This window comes from Micromonospora sp. KC721 (genome assembly GCF_004348355.1).
Lineage (GTDB): Bacteria > Actinomycetota > Actinomycetes > Mycobacteriales > Micromonosporaceae > Micromonospora.
In genome coordinates, this window is sequence record NZ_SMJY01000115.1 from 1 (window position 1) to 19,704 (window position 19,704).

Annotated in this window: 20 protein-coding genes and 2 tRNA genes; 9 read left to right on the forward strand and 13 right to left on the reverse strand. The window is 70.0% G+C overall.

Going from position 1 to position 19,704, the window contains the following annotated elements:
- The coding region (locus E1182_RS19225; RefSeq protein ID WP_132267231.1) for a hypothetical protein at positions 1 to 278 on the reverse strand (278 nt) is incomplete at its 3' end.
- Complete coding sequence (gene amcA / locus E1182_RS32835) at positions 275 to 439, reverse strand: multiple cyclophane-containing RiPP AmcA (RefSeq protein WP_371687571.1); 165 nt, start codon at positions 437 to 439, stop codon at positions 275 to 277. The genes amcA and E1182_RS19225, both read right to left, overlap by 4 nt.
- Positions 440 to 809: 370 nt before the next feature.
- On the opposite strand from amcA, the gene E1182_RS19230 reads away from it, so the two are divergent.
- Entirely contained in the window at positions 810 to 2,036 is a 1,227-nt protein-coding gene (locus E1182_RS19230; protein WP_207921446.1) for a helix-turn-helix domain-containing protein, read from the forward strand.
- Between the two features lie 6 nt (positions 2,037 to 2,042).
- Here E1182_RS19230 and E1182_RS19235 read toward each other — a convergent pair whose 3' ends face one another.
- From E1182_RS19235 to E1182_RS19245, 3 genes are all read right to left on the reverse strand, one after another.
- Positions 2,043 to 2,723, reverse strand: coding sequence for a YdcF family protein (locus tag E1182_RS19235; protein ID WP_207921447.1), 681 nt, complete (start codon positions 2,721 to 2,723; stop codon positions 2,043 to 2,045).
- Positions 2,724 to 2,739: 16 nt separating this feature from the next.
- A complete protein-coding gene (locus E1182_RS19240; protein WP_132267233.1) occupies positions 2,740 to 2,946 on the reverse strand; it encodes a hypothetical protein in 207 nt (68 codons plus the stop codon).
- 114 nt (positions 2,947 to 3,060) lie between these two features.
- Complete coding sequence (locus E1182_RS19245; protein WP_132267268.1) at positions 3,061 to 3,465, reverse strand: hypothetical protein; 405 nt, start codon at positions 3,463 to 3,465, stop codon at positions 3,061 to 3,063.
- 752 nt (positions 3,466 to 4,217) lie between these two features.
- Here E1182_RS19245 and E1182_RS19250 point away from each other — a divergent pair.
- On the forward strand, positions 4,218 to 5,333 hold the full coding sequence (locus E1182_RS19250; protein ID WP_132267235.1) for a type I restriction endonuclease: 1,116 nt from the start codon (positions 4,218 to 4,220) through the stop codon (positions 5,331 to 5,333).
- A 375-nt stretch (positions 5,334 to 5,708) separates the two neighbouring features.
- Here E1182_RS19250 and E1182_RS19260 read toward each other — a convergent pair whose 3' ends face one another.
- From E1182_RS19260 to E1182_RS19270, 3 genes are all read right to left on the reverse strand, one after another.
- Positions 5,709 to 6,728, reverse strand: a complete 1,020-nt coding sequence (locus tag E1182_RS19260; protein ID WP_132267237.1) for a tryptophan--tRNA ligase — start codon at positions 6,726 to 6,728, stop codon at positions 5,709 to 5,711.
- A 40-nt stretch (positions 6,729 to 6,768) separates the two neighbouring features.
- Entirely contained in the window at positions 6,769 to 7,449 is a 681-nt protein-coding gene (locus E1182_RS19265; protein WP_132267239.1) for an HAD family phosphatase, read from the reverse strand.
- A gap of 165 nt (positions 7,450 to 7,614) precedes the next feature.
- Positions 7,615 to 7,690 (reverse strand) — tRNA-Lys (locus tag E1182_RS19270).
- Between the two features lie 186 nt (positions 7,691 to 7,876).
- Between E1182_RS19270 and E1182_RS19275 the strand changes: the two genes are divergently transcribed.
- Together E1182_RS19275 and E1182_RS19280 are read left to right on the forward strand one after the other, a co-directional pair.
- A complete protein-coding gene (locus tag E1182_RS19275) occupies positions 7,877 to 9,160 on the forward strand; it encodes an Ig-like domain-containing protein (protein ID WP_132267241.1) in 1,284 nt (427 codons plus the stop codon).
- 213 nt (positions 9,161 to 9,373) lie between these two features.
- Complete coding sequence (locus E1182_RS19280; RefSeq protein WP_132267243.1) at positions 9,374 to 10,678, forward strand: Ig-like domain-containing protein; 1,305 nt, start codon at positions 9,374 to 9,376, stop codon at positions 10,676 to 10,678.
- Between the two features lie 50 nt (positions 10,679 to 10,728).
- On the opposite strand, the gene E1182_RS19285 is transcribed toward E1182_RS19280, so the two are convergent.
- Together E1182_RS19285 and orn are read right to left on the reverse strand one after the other, a co-directional pair.
- Positions 10,729 to 10,804 (reverse strand) — tRNA-His (locus E1182_RS19285).
- Between the two features lie 111 nt (positions 10,805 to 10,915).
- The gene (gene orn, locus E1182_RS19290; RefSeq protein WP_132267245.1) at positions 10,916 to 11,506 is read right to left on the reverse strand and encodes an oligoribonuclease; all 591 of its coding nucleotides are present in this window, start codon (positions 11,504 to 11,506) and stop codon (positions 10,916 to 10,918) included.
- Between the two features lie 74 nt (positions 11,507 to 11,580).
- Here orn and E1182_RS19295 point away from each other — a divergent pair, with 74 nt between their 5' ends.
- A complete protein-coding gene (locus E1182_RS19295) occupies positions 11,581 to 12,825 on the forward strand; it encodes a glycosyltransferase 87 family protein (protein WP_132267248.1) in 1,245 nt (414 codons plus the stop codon).
- A gap of 165 nt (positions 12,826 to 12,990) precedes the next feature.
- Here E1182_RS19295 and E1182_RS33040 read toward each other — a convergent pair whose 3' ends face one another.
- The 3 genes from E1182_RS33040 to E1182_RS19310 all read right to left on the reverse strand — a co-directional run bounded on the left by E1182_RS33040 (position 12,991) and on the right by E1182_RS19310 (position 16,474).
- The gene (locus E1182_RS33040) at positions 12,991 to 13,899 is read right to left on the reverse strand and encodes a hypothetical protein (protein WP_132267250.1); all 909 of its coding nucleotides are present in this window, start codon (positions 13,897 to 13,899) and stop codon (positions 12,991 to 12,993) included.
- Between the two features lie 141 nt (positions 13,900 to 14,040).
- Positions 14,041 to 14,790: a YcnI family protein gene (locus E1182_RS19305; RefSeq protein WP_132267252.1), complete on the reverse strand. Its 750-nt coding sequence runs from the start codon at positions 14,788 to 14,790 to the stop codon at positions 14,041 to 14,043.
- A gap of 19 nt (positions 14,791 to 14,809) precedes the next feature.
- Positions 14,810 to 16,474, reverse strand: coding sequence for a copper resistance protein CopC (locus E1182_RS19310; protein WP_207921449.1), 1,665 nt, complete (start codon positions 16,472 to 16,474; stop codon positions 14,810 to 14,812).
- Between the two features lie 274 nt (positions 16,475 to 16,748).
- On the opposite strand from E1182_RS19310, the gene E1182_RS19315 reads away from it, so the two are divergent.
- Genes E1182_RS19315 through E1182_RS19330 form a run of 4 tightly spaced genes read left to right on the forward strand, consistent with a single transcriptional unit; the run spans position 16,749 to position 19,703 of the window.
- Positions 16,749 to 17,348, forward strand: a complete 600-nt coding sequence (locus E1182_RS19315) for a sigma-70 family RNA polymerase sigma factor (RefSeq protein WP_132267257.1) — start codon at positions 16,749 to 16,751, stop codon at positions 17,346 to 17,348.
- Positions 17,349 to 17,381: 33 nt separating this feature from the next.
- Entirely contained in the window at positions 17,382 to 17,906 is a 525-nt protein-coding gene (locus tag E1182_RS19320; RefSeq protein ID WP_132267259.1) for a MauE/DoxX family redox-associated membrane protein, read from the forward strand.
- The gene (locus E1182_RS19325; RefSeq protein WP_132267261.1) at positions 17,899 to 18,615 is read left to right on the forward strand and encodes a thioredoxin domain-containing protein; all 717 of its coding nucleotides are present in this window, start codon (positions 17,899 to 17,901) and stop codon (positions 18,613 to 18,615) included. Before E1182_RS19320 ends, E1182_RS19325 begins: the two co-directional genes overlap by 8 nt.
- Positions 18,612 to 19,703: a hypothetical protein gene (locus E1182_RS19330; RefSeq protein WP_132267262.1), complete on the forward strand. Its 1,092-nt coding sequence runs from the start codon at positions 18,612 to 18,614 to the stop codon at positions 19,701 to 19,703. The genes E1182_RS19325 and E1182_RS19330 overlap by 4 nt, the downstream gene beginning before the upstream one ends.
- Position 19,704 lies beyond the last annotated feature (1 nt).

Genomic DNA, 19,704 nt, shown 5'->3' on the forward strand with positions numbered 1-19,704 from the left:
GGCCAGCCGAGAAACCGGTCGAACATGTCCGCGGCGCTGCCCGTCACGGCCGGGTTCAGCCGGTGCAGATCGTCGATCGCGTCGTGCAGGCAGCCGGCCAGGTAGAGGAACAGGCTCACCGGCACTTCCCGGTACTCGGACAGGAGCGCGAGCTTCGCCGCGCCGCACGGCCAGGGCTGCCCACACCGACGGCACAGCCACAACGGACGCATCGGCAGATGCTCAACCCCGGCCGGCGCGCCCCGGTACGCCACACCACGGCGCTGCGGCCCGGTCACCGACGACTGCCCTCGCGGGCCTGCTGCTCGAACAGCCGACGCCACACGTAGGTGAACAGTGGCGGATCAGCAGGCCGTACCTGTCCCTGCGAGGACGTCCACCCGGGCTCGGGACGCCGGCACCGACCAACCATCGCGTTACGCGAGACGTACACCGTCATGCCGCCACCGCCATCCGAGACGATGAGCGGTGGGCTCGCCGGGGGAAAAGCGAGCCCACCGCCGCACCACGGCGGCTGGGAGCAGCCCGCCGATCACCCACCCACGCAGCCCTCATGGCAGTACGCAGGTGGGGAAGACGCCGAGACAGTTCGCTTCTGGACAGGGCGACCCGGCGGCCCAAGCCGCGCCGTAGTGTGCCCGTCATCGATCCCTCCATCTGCAGCTCCCTGTCAGCCATCCCCGACATCGGCATCGACACGCGCCGGTGATCCGGGGTGAACTGAACGTAGGGGCGAGCTGTACGGAGGACCGGGAAAATCCGTACCGGCTCCGGCAGCCATCAGCGGGCAGGGTGATGGTGTGCGAGGGATGACAGACGACATGACGATCGGCCAGCGCGTCGCCTTCTACCGGCGCAGGCGAGGCCTCACCCAAGAAGTGCTGGCCGGTCTGGTCGGCAAGACACCGGAGTGGTTACGCAAAGTCGAGACGAACCGGGCCGACCTGGACCGACTGTCGGTCATCCGAGCGATCGCCAAAGCCCTCGACGTATCCCTCGGGGACCTGATCGGCGCACCGCGCCTGTTCGAGTGGTCCGACGACTCAGGTCGCGAGACCATCCCCGCCTTACGCGCCGCACTCCATGACTACCGGCACCTCGCGCCGACGCTGGCCAGCACGGCCATCGTCGAGGCACCCGACCTACGTGAGATCGAGAACGACGTCGCCGAAATCTGGACCGCCTACCAGCACTCGCGCTACGGCACCCTCGCCCGCCGGCTCCCCTACCTGATCCACGACTGCCTCACCGCCACCGAGGCGTACGACGGAGACGACCGCGAGCGCGCACACGCCATGACCGCCTACGCCCACCAACTCGCCGCGTTGTTCCTCACCAAGCTCGGCGAAGGCGACCTCGCCTGGACCGCCGCCAGTCGAGGTCTGGCCGCCGCCAACTCCAGCCACGACCATGTCGTCATCGGCTCACTCAGCCGCTCCGCCGCACACTCGCTGGCATCCATCGGCGAATACGCCCAAGCCCGCGGCCTCGCCGCCACTGCGGCGCAGTTCCTCGAACCACAGCTCGCCAAGCCCACGCCGCAACTGCTGTCGGTCTACGGCAGCCTGCACCTCGTCTGCGCGCTGGCCGCCGCCCGAGACGACGACCGCTCCTCCGCGGACACCCACATCGCCGAGGCCGATGCCGCCGCGCAGCGGCTCGGCAACGATGGCAACCACGTGTGGACCGCGTTCGGGCCGACCAACGTGTCAATCCACAAGACGACCGTGGCGATGGAACTGGGTGACGTGCAACGCGCCATCGCCATCGGCGTTCCGCTCGACACCGGCACCCTGCCCGTCGAGCGGCAGGTCAGGCACGCCATCGAAACCGCCCGAGCCCTCGCCCGGTGGAACCGCATCGACGACGCGCTCGCCGCGCTCCTGGACGCCGAGGTCATCGGCCCGGACCAGGTGCGCTACCACCGGCTCTCCCGCGACCTCGTCCGGGACATCCTCACCCGGCCCCGGCCACCCCGACTGGCCGTCGAACTCAGTGACCGGATGGGCGTCCGGTCGGGAGGCCCACGCTGGTAGCTGTGCTCAGACCAGCCGGCTCGTGTAGCCGGCCGCCACCAGGCGCTCGAAGGCAGCTCGCACGTCGCCGGGCACCTCCTGCGGGATCGCGAAGCCGCGCTCGGCGTACACCTCAATCCGCTGAGTGTCGCCCACCAGCATGTCCACCACCCGCCGCAGGTCGCCGATGCTGCGCACGTAGTCGTCCAGTTCGAGAGGGTTCGACGCGCACACCACGTCGACCTCCGGCCACATCAGCCTGCACGTAGCGTAGGCCCGACGCTGCTGGTAGGGCCGCGACATGATCAGAACCGACTGCACCGGGATCTGCCGTTCAGTGAGGAGCTTGCGCGAGTACTCCAGGTTCTGGGCGGTGTTCGTCGCACGCGGTTCCACGAGAATCGCTTCCGCAGGTACGCCCTGCTCGACGGCGTACTCGCGATAATGCACCGCTTCACCCCGTGGGAACCGTTCGACGGTCGTCGGGGCGTTCGCGCCAGTGAACACGATCCATGGGAACAGGCCCTCGTGAAACAAGCGGGTCGCGATGACAGCCACGCCGAGATCATGACTACCCAACCCGATCCCCACGTCGCACGGGCGCAACTCGTGGTGCATGTCGTGGTAGCGCCACAACGTCTCCACGTCCGCCCGGATCGCGTCAGGGATCGCCTCGGCCCGTGCCGCTGCATGCCGGTTCATCAGCACCTACCGGACAGGGCCGTCACCGAGCACCCTCGTCGGACCTACCCAGGGCCGCCAGCCCCGCCCTCGCCACCTCCAGAGGAACGATGGCGGCCACCGGCTCGTCCCGCTCACTCAGGTAGACAACCTGCCCCTCACGCACGCTCCGCAGTAGTTCAGGTAGCACAGCCGACAGCGGAAGGTCGTCAGGCGTGGCGTAGGTCCGGTCCGCACTGGGTTCCCTCATCCCGCCAGGGTAGGGGTAGTACGGCAGCGGGACGACGTTGGCTCCAGCACCACGCCGCCTGCCTTGCCAAAATGAGCACGTTGGTGGCGGTCGAAACATCGCGACGTAGTGAGGTCAGGATCCGACCTCGATGAGGCGGAGCCTGCCACTCTCGCCCGGCACCTGCCACACCTGCTCATTGGGCCAGTAGCGATACAGCATCTCCCTGGTGGTCACCGCGATCTGCGGTCGCAGGGGACTACGGACCACGTCGTCCAGCAGATGCTCCTCCCGCTCGGCGTCCTGCGCGATCATCAACACCGCTCCGACAGGCACCGCTCGGTCGGTACGCCGATAGCCGCTCAGCAGCCCACCCAACCCCCACGTCCGCCGCTCATGCTCGGCGACAACGTCACCGACCGGGCCACGATCGACATGCACCAGGAACCGCAGGCATCGTCCGTCCTCCAGCCAAACGCCGTAGCCGTCGGCACGCAGCAGCGCCAGGTCGTGCTGGCGCAACCACGCCGAGGTCTCCATGGTCGCCAGCCACTGAAACAGCTCGCACTGCCCCGGGCAGCGGCGCGACACCTCAAGCAACGGCAGGAACAGCAACGCGCCCGCCGCGTTGGAAGGCCGGCGACCGAGCGCCTACGTGTGCCCGACCTGCGAGGTCACGAACTACGACCCCTACCTGGAAGACAAACGGCCACTGTGGGATCACCTGCACTACCTTGCCGGCCTCATCACCAAGCGCGGTGGTGGCCCTCGGCGCAGCGTCTACGCCCAGTTCGCCGTCTGGCTCGGAGGAAAAGCTCCAAAGGGACGACGTCGACATCCACCAGTTGCAGGAGTGCCTCCAGTACACCGCCAAGTGGGCGCAACCACTCTGCGACGGCCATTGCGGCAGCGACGCCCTACCCAGCGCCGACGCCGAGTCATCCTGACCGGCAGGACCGAACGGTAGACCTGCCCCCGCTGGTAGTGCCGCCGGCATTACCAGTTCAAGTTAGGTGGCGCGCTACGCGTCGTTCTCTGCGGCGATTAGTGCAGCCTCATGTGCCTCCAGTCGGTAGCGCATCTTACTCACGACCGCGACGCTGCAAACCTGCCCTTTCCGTCGCATCGGACCGACGAAAGGAGAGGCTAGTCGGTCCTCTTTGGGGCTTCGCGCTACACGATCGCTCGGTAGCATCCGGTCGTTGCCCTGGATCTCCGACTCGTCAAGGGCAGGGGCATACAGGTATGCATACGGCACCTTTCTCATCTGTTCACAAGAAGGAGTATGCTTAATGGATTTCGATGAACGGGTCGCCGCGCTCGCCACGAAGGTCCGGAACCAGCGAGACGCAATTCAGACGGAAGAAGCTGCCAAGAATGCTTTCGTCATGCCGTTCATCTCAATGATCCTCGGCTACGACGTCTTCGATCCACTGGAGGTCATACCGGAATTCACCGCCGACGTCGGGACCAAGAAAGGAGAGAAGGTAGACTACGCGATCATGCGTGGCGGTGAGGTACAGATCCTCATCGAATGCAAGCAGCCGCGCGACTCCCTCAAGATTGAACACGCATCTCAGCTTTATCGATACTTCTCCGTTACGAATGCACGGATCGCCGCCCTCACCAATGGTCAGGTCTACCACTTCTACACCGATCTCGATGCCCCAAACAAGATGGATACCAAGCCCTTCCTCGTGCTGGATTTGGAAGATATCGACGACACCCTCCTGCCGGAATTGCGGAAGCTCACAAAGGAAGTTTTCGATCTCGACTCCATCATCAGTGCAGCCGAGGAGTTGAAATATCTCGGCCAGATCAAGCGTTCGATGGCGGCGCAGTTCAAGGACCCTGAGGATGAGTGGGTCAGATTCTTCGCGACGAGAGTGTTCGAGGGTTCGTTCACTCAAAAGAGGCGTGAACAGTTCAGGTCACTCGTTGCCAAGGCCGCCTCGCAGTTCGTCAGAGATCAAGTGAACGAACGACTGAAGGGTGCACTCTACACAAGCCTTCCCAAGCAGACCACCGAAGCCCCCTCCGAAGTGCTCGAGAGCGAAGAGGTCGCGTTGAGCGATGTCGCACGCGATACGGAGGTGGAAACCACGCTTGAAGAACTTACCGGCTACCAGATAATCAAGGCAATCGCATGCAGCGAGGTCAAACCCCAACGCATTGTGGGCCGTGACGCCAAGTCCTACTTCGCGGTCATTCTTGACGACAATAACCGCAAACCCATTGCGCGACTGCATTTCAACGGAAAGACCCGGAAGTACGTTGGGACGTTCGACGCCAACAAGACAGAGACTCGCCATATGATCGACTCTATTGACGATATCTATCTTCACGCTGACGCAATACGAAGTGCGGTAAGGGCTTTCATGGGCGAGGGCGACCGAAAGAACCTTTGAGGGCTCTTCGGGGTTGTGGAAGCCGTAGGCGATCTTCTCGCCATCAGTCCGGATCGTAGGGGCATCCGCGTGGGCTTGCCCAGCGTGAAGGGTGGATACGGCACAACGGCGGAAGAGCGTGCCCGACTACTGGAAGCGCTCGATCGACACCGTCTCCACCAGTCCCGCCCGGACCTCAGCCTGATCTGGGGAACCGTGTGCGAGCCGACCAGTTCGCAGGCTGACCCGTCCAGCCTCGTCGTGGACCTCCGACGACCTCCGGACGGGTGGACTCCCACCGGGAACCTGCTCGTCGCGCTGCCCGGCAAATGGACCACCGCCTGGCACTGCGCCGACCAGGTGGTCGACGCACTCATCTGACGGGCGAGGCCCGAGCTATCCGATGCCGATGGCGTCTCTCACCCGCTCCAGCAATGGCCTGGTCTGCTTGCGGGCCTTGTCCGCGCCGTGGGCAAGCAGGTCGTCCAGCTCACTACCCTGCGCCATCAGCGCCTCGTAGCGTTCCCGAAGCGGCGCGAACTCAGCGACAAGCGCGTCGGCGAGCTGTGCCTTCACCTCTCCCCAGCCCATCCCACCGGCCGACAGCCGCGCCCGTGTCTCGGTGACCACGTCAGCCGCACCGAACCGTTCAAGCAGCTTGAAAACGGCAGCCGAGTCGGGGTCCTTCGGTTCCTCCACCGGCACGCTGTCGGTCGGGATACGCCGGATCAGTTTCCGCAGGCTGGGCTCTGGCGCGAACAGAGGGATCGTGTTGCCGTACGACTTGCTCATCTTGCGACCGTCGGTGCCGGGCAGCGTGTGCGCCGACCCCTCATCCGGAATGACAGCAGCGGGGATCTTGAACTTGAACCGGTCCCCGTACACAGCGTTAAAAGAGCCAGCGATGTCCGCGGCGTACTCGACATGCTGGACCTGGTCGCGACCGACGGGCACCACATCGGCATCCATGATGAGGATGTCGACCGCCATCAGCACCGGGTAGTTGAACAGACCCATGTTCACGCCGGCGTCAAGATCCTCCTTGCCAGCTTCCCGGTTGCGGTCACGCGACGCCTTGTAAGCGTGCGCCCGGTTCATCAGGCCCTTACTGGCCATGCACGCCAGGATCCAGTTCAGCTCGAAGATCTCCGGGATGTCCGACTGGCGGTAGAACGTGGTGCGATCCGGGTCGAGCCCGGCCGCCAACCAGGTGGCCGCCACGGATCGGGTGTAGTGCCGCAACTGATCACGGTCGCGGATCGTCGTCAGCGCGTGATAATCCGCGATGAAATACAGCGACTCGTAGCTGTCGGCCAACCGCAGCGCCGGCAGGATCGCGCCGATGTAGTTGCCCAGATGCGGCTCACCGGTCGGCTTGATGCCGGTCAGCGATACCCTTCGCGCCGTCGAACCCATGGGCATGACATTACCGTGACCAGCCGTCGATCTTCCGTCCTCATTGGCTATCGCCGCGTACCGAGATGCTCCTGTTGCCGTTCGCAAGGCCGAGCAGCGACGGCAACTCCGCCATGCTCCTGAAGGCGCCAACCGGCCCCGACGTGGAGCCATCGGGCGCGTACCGCAGCACGCGCATTCCCGCGCTACGTGCGGCTGCCACCCCGGACTCGCTGTCCTCGACAACGACGCAGCGGGCAGGCGGGACGCCCATCCTGGACGCGACCAGCAGAAACAGGTCAGGAGCCGGTTTGCCGCGGGCAACCTCGGCGGCCGTGAAGATCCGGCCCTCGAAGTACGCCGCCAGGCCGCAGGTGCCCAGGGTCAACGCGACCTTCTCGGGCCGCCCGTTCGACGCCACGCAGGCGGGGACACGAAGCTGCTGCAGCACCGGGACGATGCCGGGCACCGGCGTCACCTCGGCACGCAGCGCGGCATCAACCGCGACGGTCAGCGCGTCGAACCAACCGGACGGGACAGCACCACCAAGGCGATCGGCGATCAACCGGGCCGCCGCCGCTTGGTCGACCCCGGCGAACGTACGAGTGCACTCCTGGTCGGTGATCTGGATTCCCAGCTGCCGCATCCGGTCGGCGAGTACCCGGCTGACGATCGGCTCGCTGTCCACCAACACCCCGTCACAGTCGAAGATGACGAGATCGACCCGGCCATGATCACTCATCGGTGATCGCCTCCCTTCCAGGCCGCGTCGCACCAGTAACGGCCGGTCCCCGCATCGCCGGCAGGGTCCATCGGCTCTCGAGCACCACCGAGCCACCACCCACCACCGGCGTACGCGAAAAAGGCCCCGACCGGCAGAGAACTACCAGGTCAGGGCCTTGCTCGTTGGTGCGCCGCCAGGGACTCGAACCCCGAACCCGCGGATTAAGAGTCCGCTGCTCTGCCAGTTGAGCTAGCGGCGCTCGTTGGCAACGGGGAGAAGATTACACGGCCCCCGAGCGCTCTTCCAAATCGGGTCCCCTCCTCCCCTCTTCGGCTGAGCTTATCGGGCAGATGCTCGCAAACACCCCATAGCCAGGTTGGGCGGGGCCGAGTACTTGACGGCGATACGGCACCATGTCGCCAGGCACGCGAGAACTGAGGTGGGAATGGGCAGGTTCACGCGGGTCGGGGCGAAGGTGGGCGCCCTGGCTCTGGTGGCGTCGTTGGCACTGACCGGGTGCGGTGACGCCGAGAAGCAGGCCGAGTTCGTCGGCGGGAGCAGCGCCACCCCGGGCACGGGCACGGGGACGGGGACGGGCACCCCGCCGTCGGCGCCTTCGGGCGGGACACCATCCGCCGCAGCCGAGAGCCTGGCGGTCGTCCCGGCCGACGGGTCGAAGAACAAGCCGGTCAGTACGGAGATCAGCGCGACGGTCCCCGGCGGCGGGAAGGTGTCCTCGGTGACCCTGGCCTCGGCCGACGGCAAGCGGGTCGACGGGAAGCTGCGGGTGGACGGTTCCGCCTGGGTGCCGTCGGCTCCGCTGAAGTACGGCACCCGCTACACGGCGACGGTGACCGGCACCGGGTCCGGTGGTGAGGCCCGGCAGGGCACCAGCACGTTCACCACGATGGCGAAGCCGAAGTCGATGATCAGCTCCGGTCTCTACCTGTTCGACGACCGGACGTACGGCGTTGCCATGCCGGTGGTCGTCGAGTTCCACCCGGGTATCCCGAAGAAGGACCGCGCGGCGGTGCAGAAGCGGATGTTCGTCCGGACGGACCCGCCCCAGCCGGGCGCCTGGCACTGGGTCTCCAACGGCACCCAGGCCTACTACCGCGCTCCGGATTACTGGAAGCCGGGCACCACGCTGGACGTCCGGATCGCGCTGGCCGGCATTCCGCTGAGCAACGGCCGTTACGGCAACGTCGACCGGTCGGCCACCGCCAAGATCGGCCGGGCGTTCGAGATGACGGTCGACAACGCCACCAAGAAGATGACGGTGCGCCAGGATGGCCAGGTGGTCAAGACCATCCCGGTCAGCCTGGGCAAGAAGAAGACCCCTTCCTCCAGCGGCACGATGGTGGTGATGGAGAAGAAGGAGAGGACCGTCTTCGACACCATGGACGCGCCGGACCCGGACAACCGCTACCGCGTTGACATCGACTTCGCACAGCGGTTGACCTGGGGCGGCGAGTACATCCACGCGGCGCCCTGGTCCGAGGGGGTGCAGGGCCGGCGCAACGTCTCGCACGGCTGCGTCAACGTGTCCATGGCGATGGGCCGGTGGCTGTTCGACCAGACGAAGATCGGTGATCCGATCACCATCAAGGGCACCGAGCGTAGGCTCGCGCCGGGCAACGGCTGGACGGCCTGGGACCTGAGCTGGTCCGAGTTCGTCAAGGGCAGCGCCCTGCCGGTGCCGCGGGGCGGCTCCGGTCCGCTGATCTAGGGGCTGCGGGGTGGGTCGGCGACCGCTGGCCCGCCCTCGTGCCGAGGGCGTCCGGGCGCCGGTGGAGACGAACGTCACCCGCCCTGCCCCGCGTGCGCCGGTCGCCGCAGCCCACCGACGGCGTGTCGCCGTCGCGCGCCGCGCAACCCCTGGGCACCCGCGTGCGTCTGTGGGTAAGGATGGGGCATCGGGGATCACGACTGTGAGGACATAATGCCAGCTACCCACGACCGGCTGACTCGGCGTACCGGGCGGCGCCGTGCGCTCTCGGCGGGGCTGCTCGCCGCCACGCTCGCCTTCACCTCCGCCTGCACCGGCTCCTCGGGCGACAAGCCCTCGCCGGGCCAGAGCGCCGCGCAGGAGAGCGACGCCAAGGCTTCGGCCACCATCACCGAGCCGAAGGCGGACGCGACCGACGTCCCGGCCTCCACCGGCATCATCTTCACCACGAAGGACGCCGAGCAGACCACCGTCGAACTCAAGGACGCCGCCGGCACCCCCGTCAAGGGCACGCTCGCCGCGGACGGACAGAGCTGGCTGCCCACCGGTGCGCTGGAGTACGGCGGGACGTACACCGCGACCGTGACCGCGACCGGGGACGACGGCAAGCCGGCCACCGCGACCAGCACCTTCACCGTGATGGCCAAGCCCGCCAAGCAGGTCCGGATCACCAGCTTCCTCGGCGACGGCCAGGTCGTCGGCGTGGGCATGCCGCTGATCGTCCGCTTCGGCCGGGACGTCCCGGAGCAGTACCGCGACGACGTCCAGCGCCGGATGAGCGTCACCGCCACCCCGGCGCAGGAGGGCATCTGGCACTGGGTGAGCCCCACCGAGGTCCGTTACCGGCCCAAGGAGTTCTGGCGGCCGGGCAGCACCGTGTCGTACCGGGTGCAGGCCGGTGGCCTGCCCATGGGGGGTGGCTGGTACGGCCGCTCCGACCTGACGGTCGACATCAAGATCGGCCCGTCGCTGATCATGCAGGTGGAGAACAAGACCAAGCGGATGACGGTCACCAGGGACGGGAAGGTCGTCAAGACCATCCCGGTGAGCCTGGGCAAGAAGAGCACCCCGTCGTCCAGCGGCACCATGGTGGTGATCGAGAAGCTGCGCAAGACGGTCTTCGACACCCTGGACGAGCTCGGCCCCCAGGAGGGCTACCGGACGAAGATCGACTACGCCCAGCGGCTCACCTGGGGCGGCGAGTTCATCCACGCCGCACCCTGGTCCGAAGGTGTGCAGGGCCGGGAGAACGTCTCCCACGGCTGTGTGAACGTCTCGATGGCCGACGGGGCGTGGCTGTTCGCGAACACCCGTATCGGTGACCCAATCACCGTCAAGGGCACCGAGCGCAAGCTCCAGAACGGCAACGGCTGGACCGACTGGAACATGAGCTGGGACGAGTACGTCAAGGGCAGTGCCCTGCCGTACGAGCCGGACAGCGGGGCCGCGACCGGTGACGGGGCGAGCCCGACGCCCGACGCGGAGCAGGACGGGCAGAGCGCCACCCCGACCCCCTGACCGGCGACGGACGACGAAGGCCCCCTCCGCGTGGAGGGGGCCTTCGTCGTTGGGGTGACTGATGGGAATTGAACCCACGACAACCGGGACCACAACCCGGTGCTCTGCCAACTGAGCTACAGCCACCATGCCTTCCGCTCCGGTCGCCCGGGCGGGTGCGGACTAATAATAGCCACACCGGCGCCGGCTCCGTCCAGCGGGTTCGACACCCCGCCGGAGCCGGGTCGCGTCGCCCGCCTACAGCCCGGCGGCGATCCCCTTCGCGGTCTCCACGTCCGGGCCGGGCAGCGGCACGAAGATGGTGCGCCGGTAGTACTCCAACTCGCGGATGCTCTCCCGGATGTCGGCCAGCGCCCGGTGGGCGAGCCCCTTCTGCGGTTGCCCGAAGTACACCCGGGGGTACCAGCGCCGGCACAACTCCTTGATCGAGGAGACGTCGATCATGCGGTAGTGCAGGTGGGCGTCGAGGCGGGGCATGTCCCGGGCGAGGAAGCCGCGGTCGGTGGCAATCGAGTTGCCGCAGAGCGGGGCGGAACGCGGATCCTTGACGTGCTGGGTGACGTACGCCAGCACCATGTCCTCGGCCTCGGCCAGGGTGACCGTCGAGCGGCGGACCTCCTCGGTCAGCCCCGACTTGCCGTGCATGGTCCGGACGATCTCCGGCATCGCCTCCAGCGCCGCCTCGTCGGCGTGGATGACCACGTCGATCCCCTCGCCGAGCACGTTGAGGTCGGCGTCGGTGACCAGGGCGGCGACCTCGATCAGCGCGTCCCTGCCGAGGTCCAGCCCGGTCATCTCACAGTCGATCCAGACGAGTTGGTCAGCCACGCGCCACAGAGTAGTCGCCGCCCGGGTGCTCGCGCCTCGGCACCGTCGGCGGAGGAGACCGCTAGGGTTTCCCCGTGCCAGCCGAATCCGTCGCGTCGCCTGCCGTCACCACCGACGAGCAGCGGGCCCGTACGGTCCGTCGGGTCGTCACGGTACTGGCGCTCGCGACCGTGCTGCCGGCGCTCTACCTACCGGGCCTGAGCCACGACTTCCTCGACCTCAAGATCTACATGCGGGCGGTGGACTGGTGGCGGGCCGGCAACCCGCTCTACGACTACGTGCAGCCGGACCGGGTGCAGGGTGAGCTCTACTTCACCTACCCGCCGTTCAGCGCCTTGCTGCTGTGGCCGTTCGGCCTACTGCGCCTCGGTGCCGTGGTGACGGTCTTCACGGCGCTCACCGCCCTTGGCGTGGTCGTCACGACCCGCTGGCTGGTCGCCCCGGTGATCGCCCGGCACGGACTGCCCCGGGTGTTCACACTCGTCGTGGCGGTGCTGCTGGTCTTCGCGGCGGAGAGCACCCGGGAGACGATCACCTTCGGCCAGATCAACATGCTGCTGGTGGTGCTGGTCCTGGCCGACCTGCTCTTCGCCGTACCGCAGGCGCGGCGCTGGGCCGGCGTGGGCGTCGGTCTGGCCACGGCGCTCAAGCTCTTCCCGGGCATCTTCATCGTCTACCTGCTGGTGACCCGGCGGTGGCGGGCGGCGGCCGTGGCGAGCGCGACGGCCGCGGCGGCGACGCTGCTGGCGGCGGCGGTGGCGCCGCGCGACTCCTGGCGCTTCTGGACCCACGAGCTCTGGGCGACCAACCGGGTGGGCCGCACCGACTACACCGGCAACCAGTCGTTGTTCGGGCTGCTGAGCCGGATCGAGGTGCCGGCCGCGCCGAACCGGCTACTGTGGCTGGCGCTGGTCGCGGTGGTGCTCGGGTACGGACTGCACCGCGCCGCCCGGGCCGTGCGGGCCGGTGACGAGCTGACCGGGTTGACCCTCACCGGCCTGGTCGGCGGCCTGATCAGCCCGATCACCTGGACGCACCACATCTACTGGTTCATCCCGGCGGTGGTGGTGCTGGTGGACGCGGCGCTGGACGCCGACCGGGGCAGTGCCGAAGGGCTCCGCCGCCGACGCACACTCCTCGCGGTCGCGGTCGGCACCTCGGCGTTGATCATCTACGGTGTGGTGTCCTTCCAGGACTGGGGGGTGGCTCCGGCGCGTACCGACACGCCGTGGGAGTTCCTGCTGCGCAACGAGTACGTGCTGCTCTCTCTGGTGCTGTTGGTGGTGCTGCCGGTCCGCCGGCTCCCGCCACGCGGATAAAATCGCACCAATTGGACAGAAGTTTCCATGAGCGACCTTCCGCCGCTAATCTGACCACATCGGCACCGATCCCCCGGTGAGAGCGGCCCTCCGCGTCGGCAGCGCGGAGGGCCGCCCGCGTCACCGGACCCGCAGCGTCCCACCCGGGTGACCGGTTCGGAACGCTCAGCTCCGGTCCACCGGCCCCGGCGTCGGCCCGGCACGCTCCGGCGGCCAGGGCGGCAGGTCGGCGAGGCTGCCCGGTCGCCGGGCCGGGGCCGCCCCGATCGCCGGGCGGGCCCCGTCCGCCGTACCGACCGCCACCAACTGCCGCTCAGGCTCCGGTCTGCGCGGGGCACCGAGCCCGCTGAGTGAACTGACCCCCAGCCGGCCGGCCAGCACCGGCACCTGGTCGGGTTCCACCACGAAGACCACCTCACGCGGGCGCAACGGCCACAGCAGCGCCGGCATCGCCAGACCGACCAGCAGCAGCCCGACGGCGAGCAGCGCCCACGCCACCGGCCGGAGCCAGTCGACCCGCAACTCGGCCCGCAGGTCCACACTCAGGTCCGCCCCGCCGTCCGGGCGCATCACCACCAGACTCAGCCGCCGACCGGCCAGCTCGGCAGGGCTCCACTCGATCGCGCCGACCCCCTCGCGTACCCAGAAGCGGGCCTCGCGCGGGGCGGCCGGAACCGACCCGGCGGGCGCGGACGCCGCGTCGGTCAGCCGGACCGGCAACGGACCGCGGGCCACCGCCACCCGGTCCACGGTGGCGTGCGGGAGCGGGCCGAGCCAGCGCCGCACCTCCTCGGCCGGAGCCAGGCCAGCGAAGGCGGGGCCGTCGGCCGTCCGGGCGGTCAACCGCAACCGGGACGGACCGACCCGGGTGAACGGCGCCTCTGCGCGCAGCAGCGCGTCCACGTCCGCCACCAGCACCGCCCGACCGGGGGTGCGCAGCGGCTCGACCCGGGCGGTGAACGCCCCGTCGGCCGCCGTCCGCCCGGCGGCGACACTGAGGCCGGCACCGGCGAGCAGGACCGGAATCCCGACGACCAGCAACAGCATTGCGACAAACACCCGCACGAACCGCATCCGTTCCGTCTCCCTCAGTGACCAGGTACCCGGCCGACCTTACCGACGACACCGCGCTGATCTGCGGATATCGGCAGGTCCGAGGGGGAACGGCGACCGGCCCGTCGGACAGGTCCGACGGGCCGGCGCGGGTGGCGTGGATCAGGCGGTGGGTTCGGCCGGGGACCCGGCGGCCGGCTCCCGCCGGGTACGGGCGAAGGCCAGCCCGCCGAGGACCAGACCGGCGAGCCCGGCGACCAGGCCAGCCACCCCCAGGCCGGTCGCCACGCCGGTGGAGTCGTCGTCATCGTCGTCCGCCGCGGCCGGGGCGGCGGGGGCCGACGCCGGCGCGGACGGCGACGCCGAGGCGGCGGTCAGGGTGAGCACCGGCGCCGGGTTCTCCGGCTCCTCCCCGCCCGCAACCGGCTCCTCGATCCACCGCTGCACGTTGCCGTCGGTGTACGACTGGAGCACCTTGAAGACCATCCGGTCGACCTTGGGCAGCGGCCCCATCGACACCGGGAACTCCTGGAACTGCCCCGGCTTGACCGCCGCGTCGCCGGTGGCCGTCCAGGTCAGCTTGGAGACCGCCTCGGTGATCTGGCTGCCGTGCACCTCGATCGGCGGGTCGACCTTGCGCTTCTCCACCGCGACCGTCCACCCGGGTACGGGCATCGTCGACACCGAGCCGACCGGGGCGTTCTCCGGCAGCACCACCTCGAGCTTGTTGGTCGAGGCGGTGTCGCTCTCGTTCGGCACCCGGAAGGCGAACCGGCCGTAGCCGCCCTGGGTGGCCTCCCTCGGGTTGACCGTGACGTGCGCCGAGGCGGGCCCGGCGAGACCGAGCACGGCGGCGGTGGCGGCGGTGAGTGCGAGGACGGCGGCGGTTGCGGTGCGCCGGAGACGGATCATCTGGTTGAGTACCTTTCGGTTACGTGATCGGCACGGTGACGGTCACCGTGGCCTGGTCGATGTCGGAGATGCGGACGGTGAAACGCAACTGCCACTCGCCGGCCGCCGGGAAGTTGAGCTCACCGGTCGCGTGGTTGTCGGTCAGTGGTAGCAGCGGGATCTCGATCGGCTCGATCCCGGCCGACGGCAGCGCGGCGGTCGCCCGCCACTCGGCCACCGGCTGCGGCCGGTTGTCCTTCGTGTACGCGTACAGGTGCAGCGAGTTGTTGCCCCGCTCGGCCGGATCCAGTTCCACCTGCAGGGAGTAGATCGGACTGGTCAACGTGGTGGAGAAGTAGGCGTTGGCCGTCCCGGCCACGTCACCGGCGGCCACCCGGGCCGGGGTGGTCTGCACCAGGACGGCGGACAGCCCGAGGACCACCGCGGCGACGGCCAGCTCCACCCCCACCGCCCGCCGCACCCGCGCCGGCCGGCCGGCCGCGGTCCGCCGGCGCACCAGCGCCCGGGAGTACGCCGCCACCCCGATCACCAGGGCGAACAGGATGATCTTGGCAAGCAGCAGCCGCCCGTACGCGGTGCCGACCAACGCGCCGAGGGTGCCCACCTCGATCAGCCCCTGCACGGTGCCGGCCAGCAGCAGCGCCGCCACCGCCAGCGCCGCCCAACGCGACCAGATCGGCAGGATCGCGTCCAGCTCCCGCTCGTCGGCCCGGCGCAGCAGGAACCCGGCGAGCATCACCAGACCACCCAGCCAGACCGCCATGCTGCCCAGGTGCACCGCGTCGACCAGCACCGAGACGGCCGGCGCGGGCGAGGCCGCGGCGTGACCGGCCAGCGGCCAGGTGAACAACGTCGCGACACCGAGCACGGCCAGGATGATCCCGTCGGTGCGGCCGACCGGCCCCCGGGTCAACGGACGCAGCAGGAACGCCGCCGCCGCGAGCAGCCCCAACCGGACCAGGTGCGCGGTGCCGTACGTGCTGCCCAGCACCTCACCGAGGCCGGCGCCGGTGACGTCGAACAGCCCACCCCCGGCGGTGTACGGCACCTGCAGCCACAGCTCGGCCGCGGTGGCGACGGCCAGCAGGATGGTGCCCGCCCAGAGCAGCCGGGCCGGGCCGCTGCGGGACAGCCGGTACGGCCAGAGCGCGGCGAGCACCAGCGCGGCACCCACCACCAGGAGCAGACCCGCGTAGCCCAGGTAGTTGACGACCTTCACCCCGATGTCCACCAGCCGGTCGGCGCGGCTGTCCGAGCCGGTGTCGGTGGGCGGTGGCGAGGGCGCACCGACGGAGTAGGTGAACGCGCCGGAGACCGGGTGGCTGTCGGCGGAGATCACCCGGTAGCTCACCAGATAGGTGCCGCGCGGGCCGCCCTGGTCCACCGGGATGGTCACCACCGCCCCCTGGAAGACCGGTTCGCCCCGGTCGGCCCGCGAACCGTCCGGCGCGATGACCCGGATCTTGCCGGTCACCTTGCGGACGGATTCGCTGAAGGTCAGCACCACCTCGGCCGGCGCCTGCGGCACCACCGCGGAGGCGACCGGGCTGCTGCTGACCAGCACGGCGTGGGCGCTGGCCGGCGTCGCCGGGGCGAGCAGCAGCGCGACGAGGGTGACCAGCAGGGCGGCGGCGGCGCCCAGCCGTACGGACCGACGGCGATCGACGACGTTCATGACGGCAATGCTCGCTGACGGAAGGCCCCTGCGGCGACCCGACCCGACGACCCCGCGCCGTCGTACCACCCCCCGTGCCGTCGTCGCACCCCACGCGGTGGTGTCCCGCCGGCGAGGCCACGGGCCAAACGGCGGGGCCACCGACCCGCCCACCGCGCCGCGCGCCCGTCGCCCATGAGCAGGTAGTCGGGAAACGGTGCGGGAAAGTTCCCGACGTGAGCGACGCCATGGAAGGGTCCAACGACCCTGCCGCGGCCCGCGCCGCCGCGTAGCCTGGTCTGTCGTGATCCCCGCCCCGCGCGCCGCCTCCGCCGGCCGCCCTTACCCGGCGCGCGATACCGCTCGGGATGCGGCGCCGGACCCGGCCACCCGGTGGGCGCTGACCGCCCGGGACGGCGACCCCGCGGCCCAGGCCGCCCTGGTCCGCGCCACCCAGGCCGAGGTGTGGCGGTTCGCCGCCGCCCTGGTCGACCCGGACACCGCCGACGATCTCACCCAGGAGACCTACCTACGGGCGTTCCGGGCGCTGCCCGGCTTCGAGGGACGCTCCAGCGCCCGTACCTGGCTGCTCGGCATCACCCGCCGGGTCTGCGCCGACCACCTGCGCGGTGTGTTCCGGCGACGTCGCCTCGACGAACGACTCGCCGCGGACGCCCACACCGGCCAGCCGCACCCCGACCCGGCCGGGCAGTTCGACGCCACCGACCTGATCCGCCGGCTCCCCGCCGACCGGCGGGGCGCGTTCGTCCTCACCCAACTGCTCGGCCTGTCGTACGCCGAGGCCGCCGCCGTGGAGCAGGTGCCGGTCGGCACCATCCGCTCCCGGGTCGCCCGGGCCCGCCACGACCTGATCGACGCCGTCGGCGACGCGATGGCCGGCTGAACCATGGAACTCCGCGACCGGACGGGACGACCAATGGATGTGACCGCTGCTCGCACCCGGGCCATCCGGTGGCCCGTCATCCGTCCCTGGCTCGGCGTCGCCGCGCGCCTCGGCCTGGCCGCCGTCTGGCTGATCGCCGGCGCGACCAAGGTCGGTGACCTGGCCGCCTCCGGCCGCGCTGTCAACGCGTACCAGGTGATGCCCTACGAGCTGGCCGCCGCGATCGGCGCGGCGCTGCCCTTCGTGGAGCTGGCGCTCGGCGCGCTCCTGCTGCTCGGCCTGGCCACCCGGCTCACCGCCGGCGTCTCCGCCGCCCTTCTGGTGGTTTTCATCACCGGCATCGCCTCCGCCTGGGCCCGCGGCCTGGCCATCGACTGCGGATGCTTCGGCAGCGGCGGGCAGCTCGCCGCCGGGCAGTCCCCGAGTTACCTCCCGGAGATCCTCCGGGACCTGGGATTCCTGGCGCTTGCCGGGTTCCTGCTGGTCTGGCCCCGCACCCCCGTCTCGGTCGACGGTTGGCTGGCGGGCGACGCGCACGTGGAGGACGACGATGAGTAGTCGCAAGGGGCAGCGGGACGCGGCCCGGGTGGTCCGCGAGCAACTGGCCCGGGAGAAGCGGCGCAAACGGACGCTCTGGACCTCGGTCGGGGCGGTCGCGGTCCTGGTGATCGCCGGCCTGATCGGCTGGAGCGTCTGGGCCGGCCAGCGGTCCGACGAGTTCACCACCCCGAAGGGCGCCAGCGACGCCGGCACCGGCATCGTCATCGGCAGCGGAGCGGTCACCATCGACCTCTACGAGGACTATCTCTGCCCGGCCTGCAAGCAGTTCCAGCAGCTCAGCGGGGGCACTATCAACCAGCTGGTCAGCGAGGGCAAGGCGCGGGTGGTGTTCCACCCGGTGGCCTACCTCGACCGCCTCTCCACCACCGGGTACTCCACCCGCGCATCGGCCGCGTCCGGCTGCGCCGCCGACGGCGGCAAGTTCAAGGAGTTCACCGACGCGCTCTTCGAACGGCAGCCACCGGAGGGCAGCGCCGGGCTCAGCAACCAGGAGCTGATCGACATCGGCGCGGGCGTCGGGCTGAACCGGGACGACTTCGGTTCCTGCGTCTCCGACGGCCGCTACAAGCCGTGGACCGAGCACCTGACCGAGGACGCCAGCCGGGCCGGCGTCACCGGCACCCCGACCGTCAAGGTCAACGGCAAGGACGTCGAGGACCGCTCCCCGGACGGCATCCGGGCGGCGGTGGAGGCGGCCGGCAGGTGACCCCGCTGCGCAGGGTCGGCGTGGTCGTGGGTGCCGTGCTCGCCGCCGTGCTCACCCTCGCCGCCCCGGCCGCCGCGCACGGGGCCGACGCCCCCGACGGCACCGACTACCGTGTCCAGGCGATCGGCCTCAGCCCGGCCCGTGCCGGCCTGACGGTACGGGCCGTCGAGGCGGGCGCCCGGCTGGAACTGGTCAACACCACCGGGCGGGACGTCCAGGTGATCGGCTACTCCGGGGAGCCGTACCTGCGGGTCGGGCCGGACGGGGCGTACGAGAACAGCCGCTCCCCCGCCACGTACCTGAACCGGACCCTCGCCGGGGACACCACCCTGCCGGCGGAGGCGGACCCGGCCGCGCCGCCGCGTTGGCGGAAGATCGGCGACGCGCCGCGGGTGCGCTGGCACGACCAGCGCACCCAGTGGCGGGAGGCCGGCGTGCCGGCCCCCGCCGTCACCGAGCCGACCCGCCCGCACCGGGTCCGGGACTGGGTCGTCCCGATCCGCGACGGCGCGGAGCAGGTCGAGATCCGGGGCATTCTGGACTGGGTGCCGCCACCGGATCCGTACCCGTGGTGGGTGGCCGCCACCCTCGGCTTCCTGCTCGTCGGCGCGGCCGGCCTGCTGCCGGCCGGCTCGGTCGCCGGCGGCCGGGCGTTGCGCGCGGTCGGGGCGCTGCTGGCCCTCGGCGGCGCGGCGGCGATCACCCTGGTCGTCGGCCGGGAACTGGACGCCGGCGCGGACGGTGCCGGGCCGCTGCTGCTCGGGCTGCTCACCGGGCAGGTCTGGGCGCTGCTCACCGGACTGGGCGCGGTCGCCGCCGGCGGCTGGGCGCTGGCCCGCCGACCCGCCGCCGACTTCGTACTGGCGCTGGCGGGTAGCTGCCTGGCAGTCTTCGTCGGCGTCGCCAACCTCGCCACGTTCTCCCGCGCGGTGGCCCCGGCCCCCTGGCCCGGCCAGTACGCCCGGCTGCTGCTGGTGCTGGTGCTGATCGCCGGAGCCGGGGCGGTCGGCGCCGGTGTCCTGCGCCTGCACGCCGCCTCCCGCGCCGCCGTGACCGCCGCCGGCCATCGCACCCCCGTCCCCGCCTGAC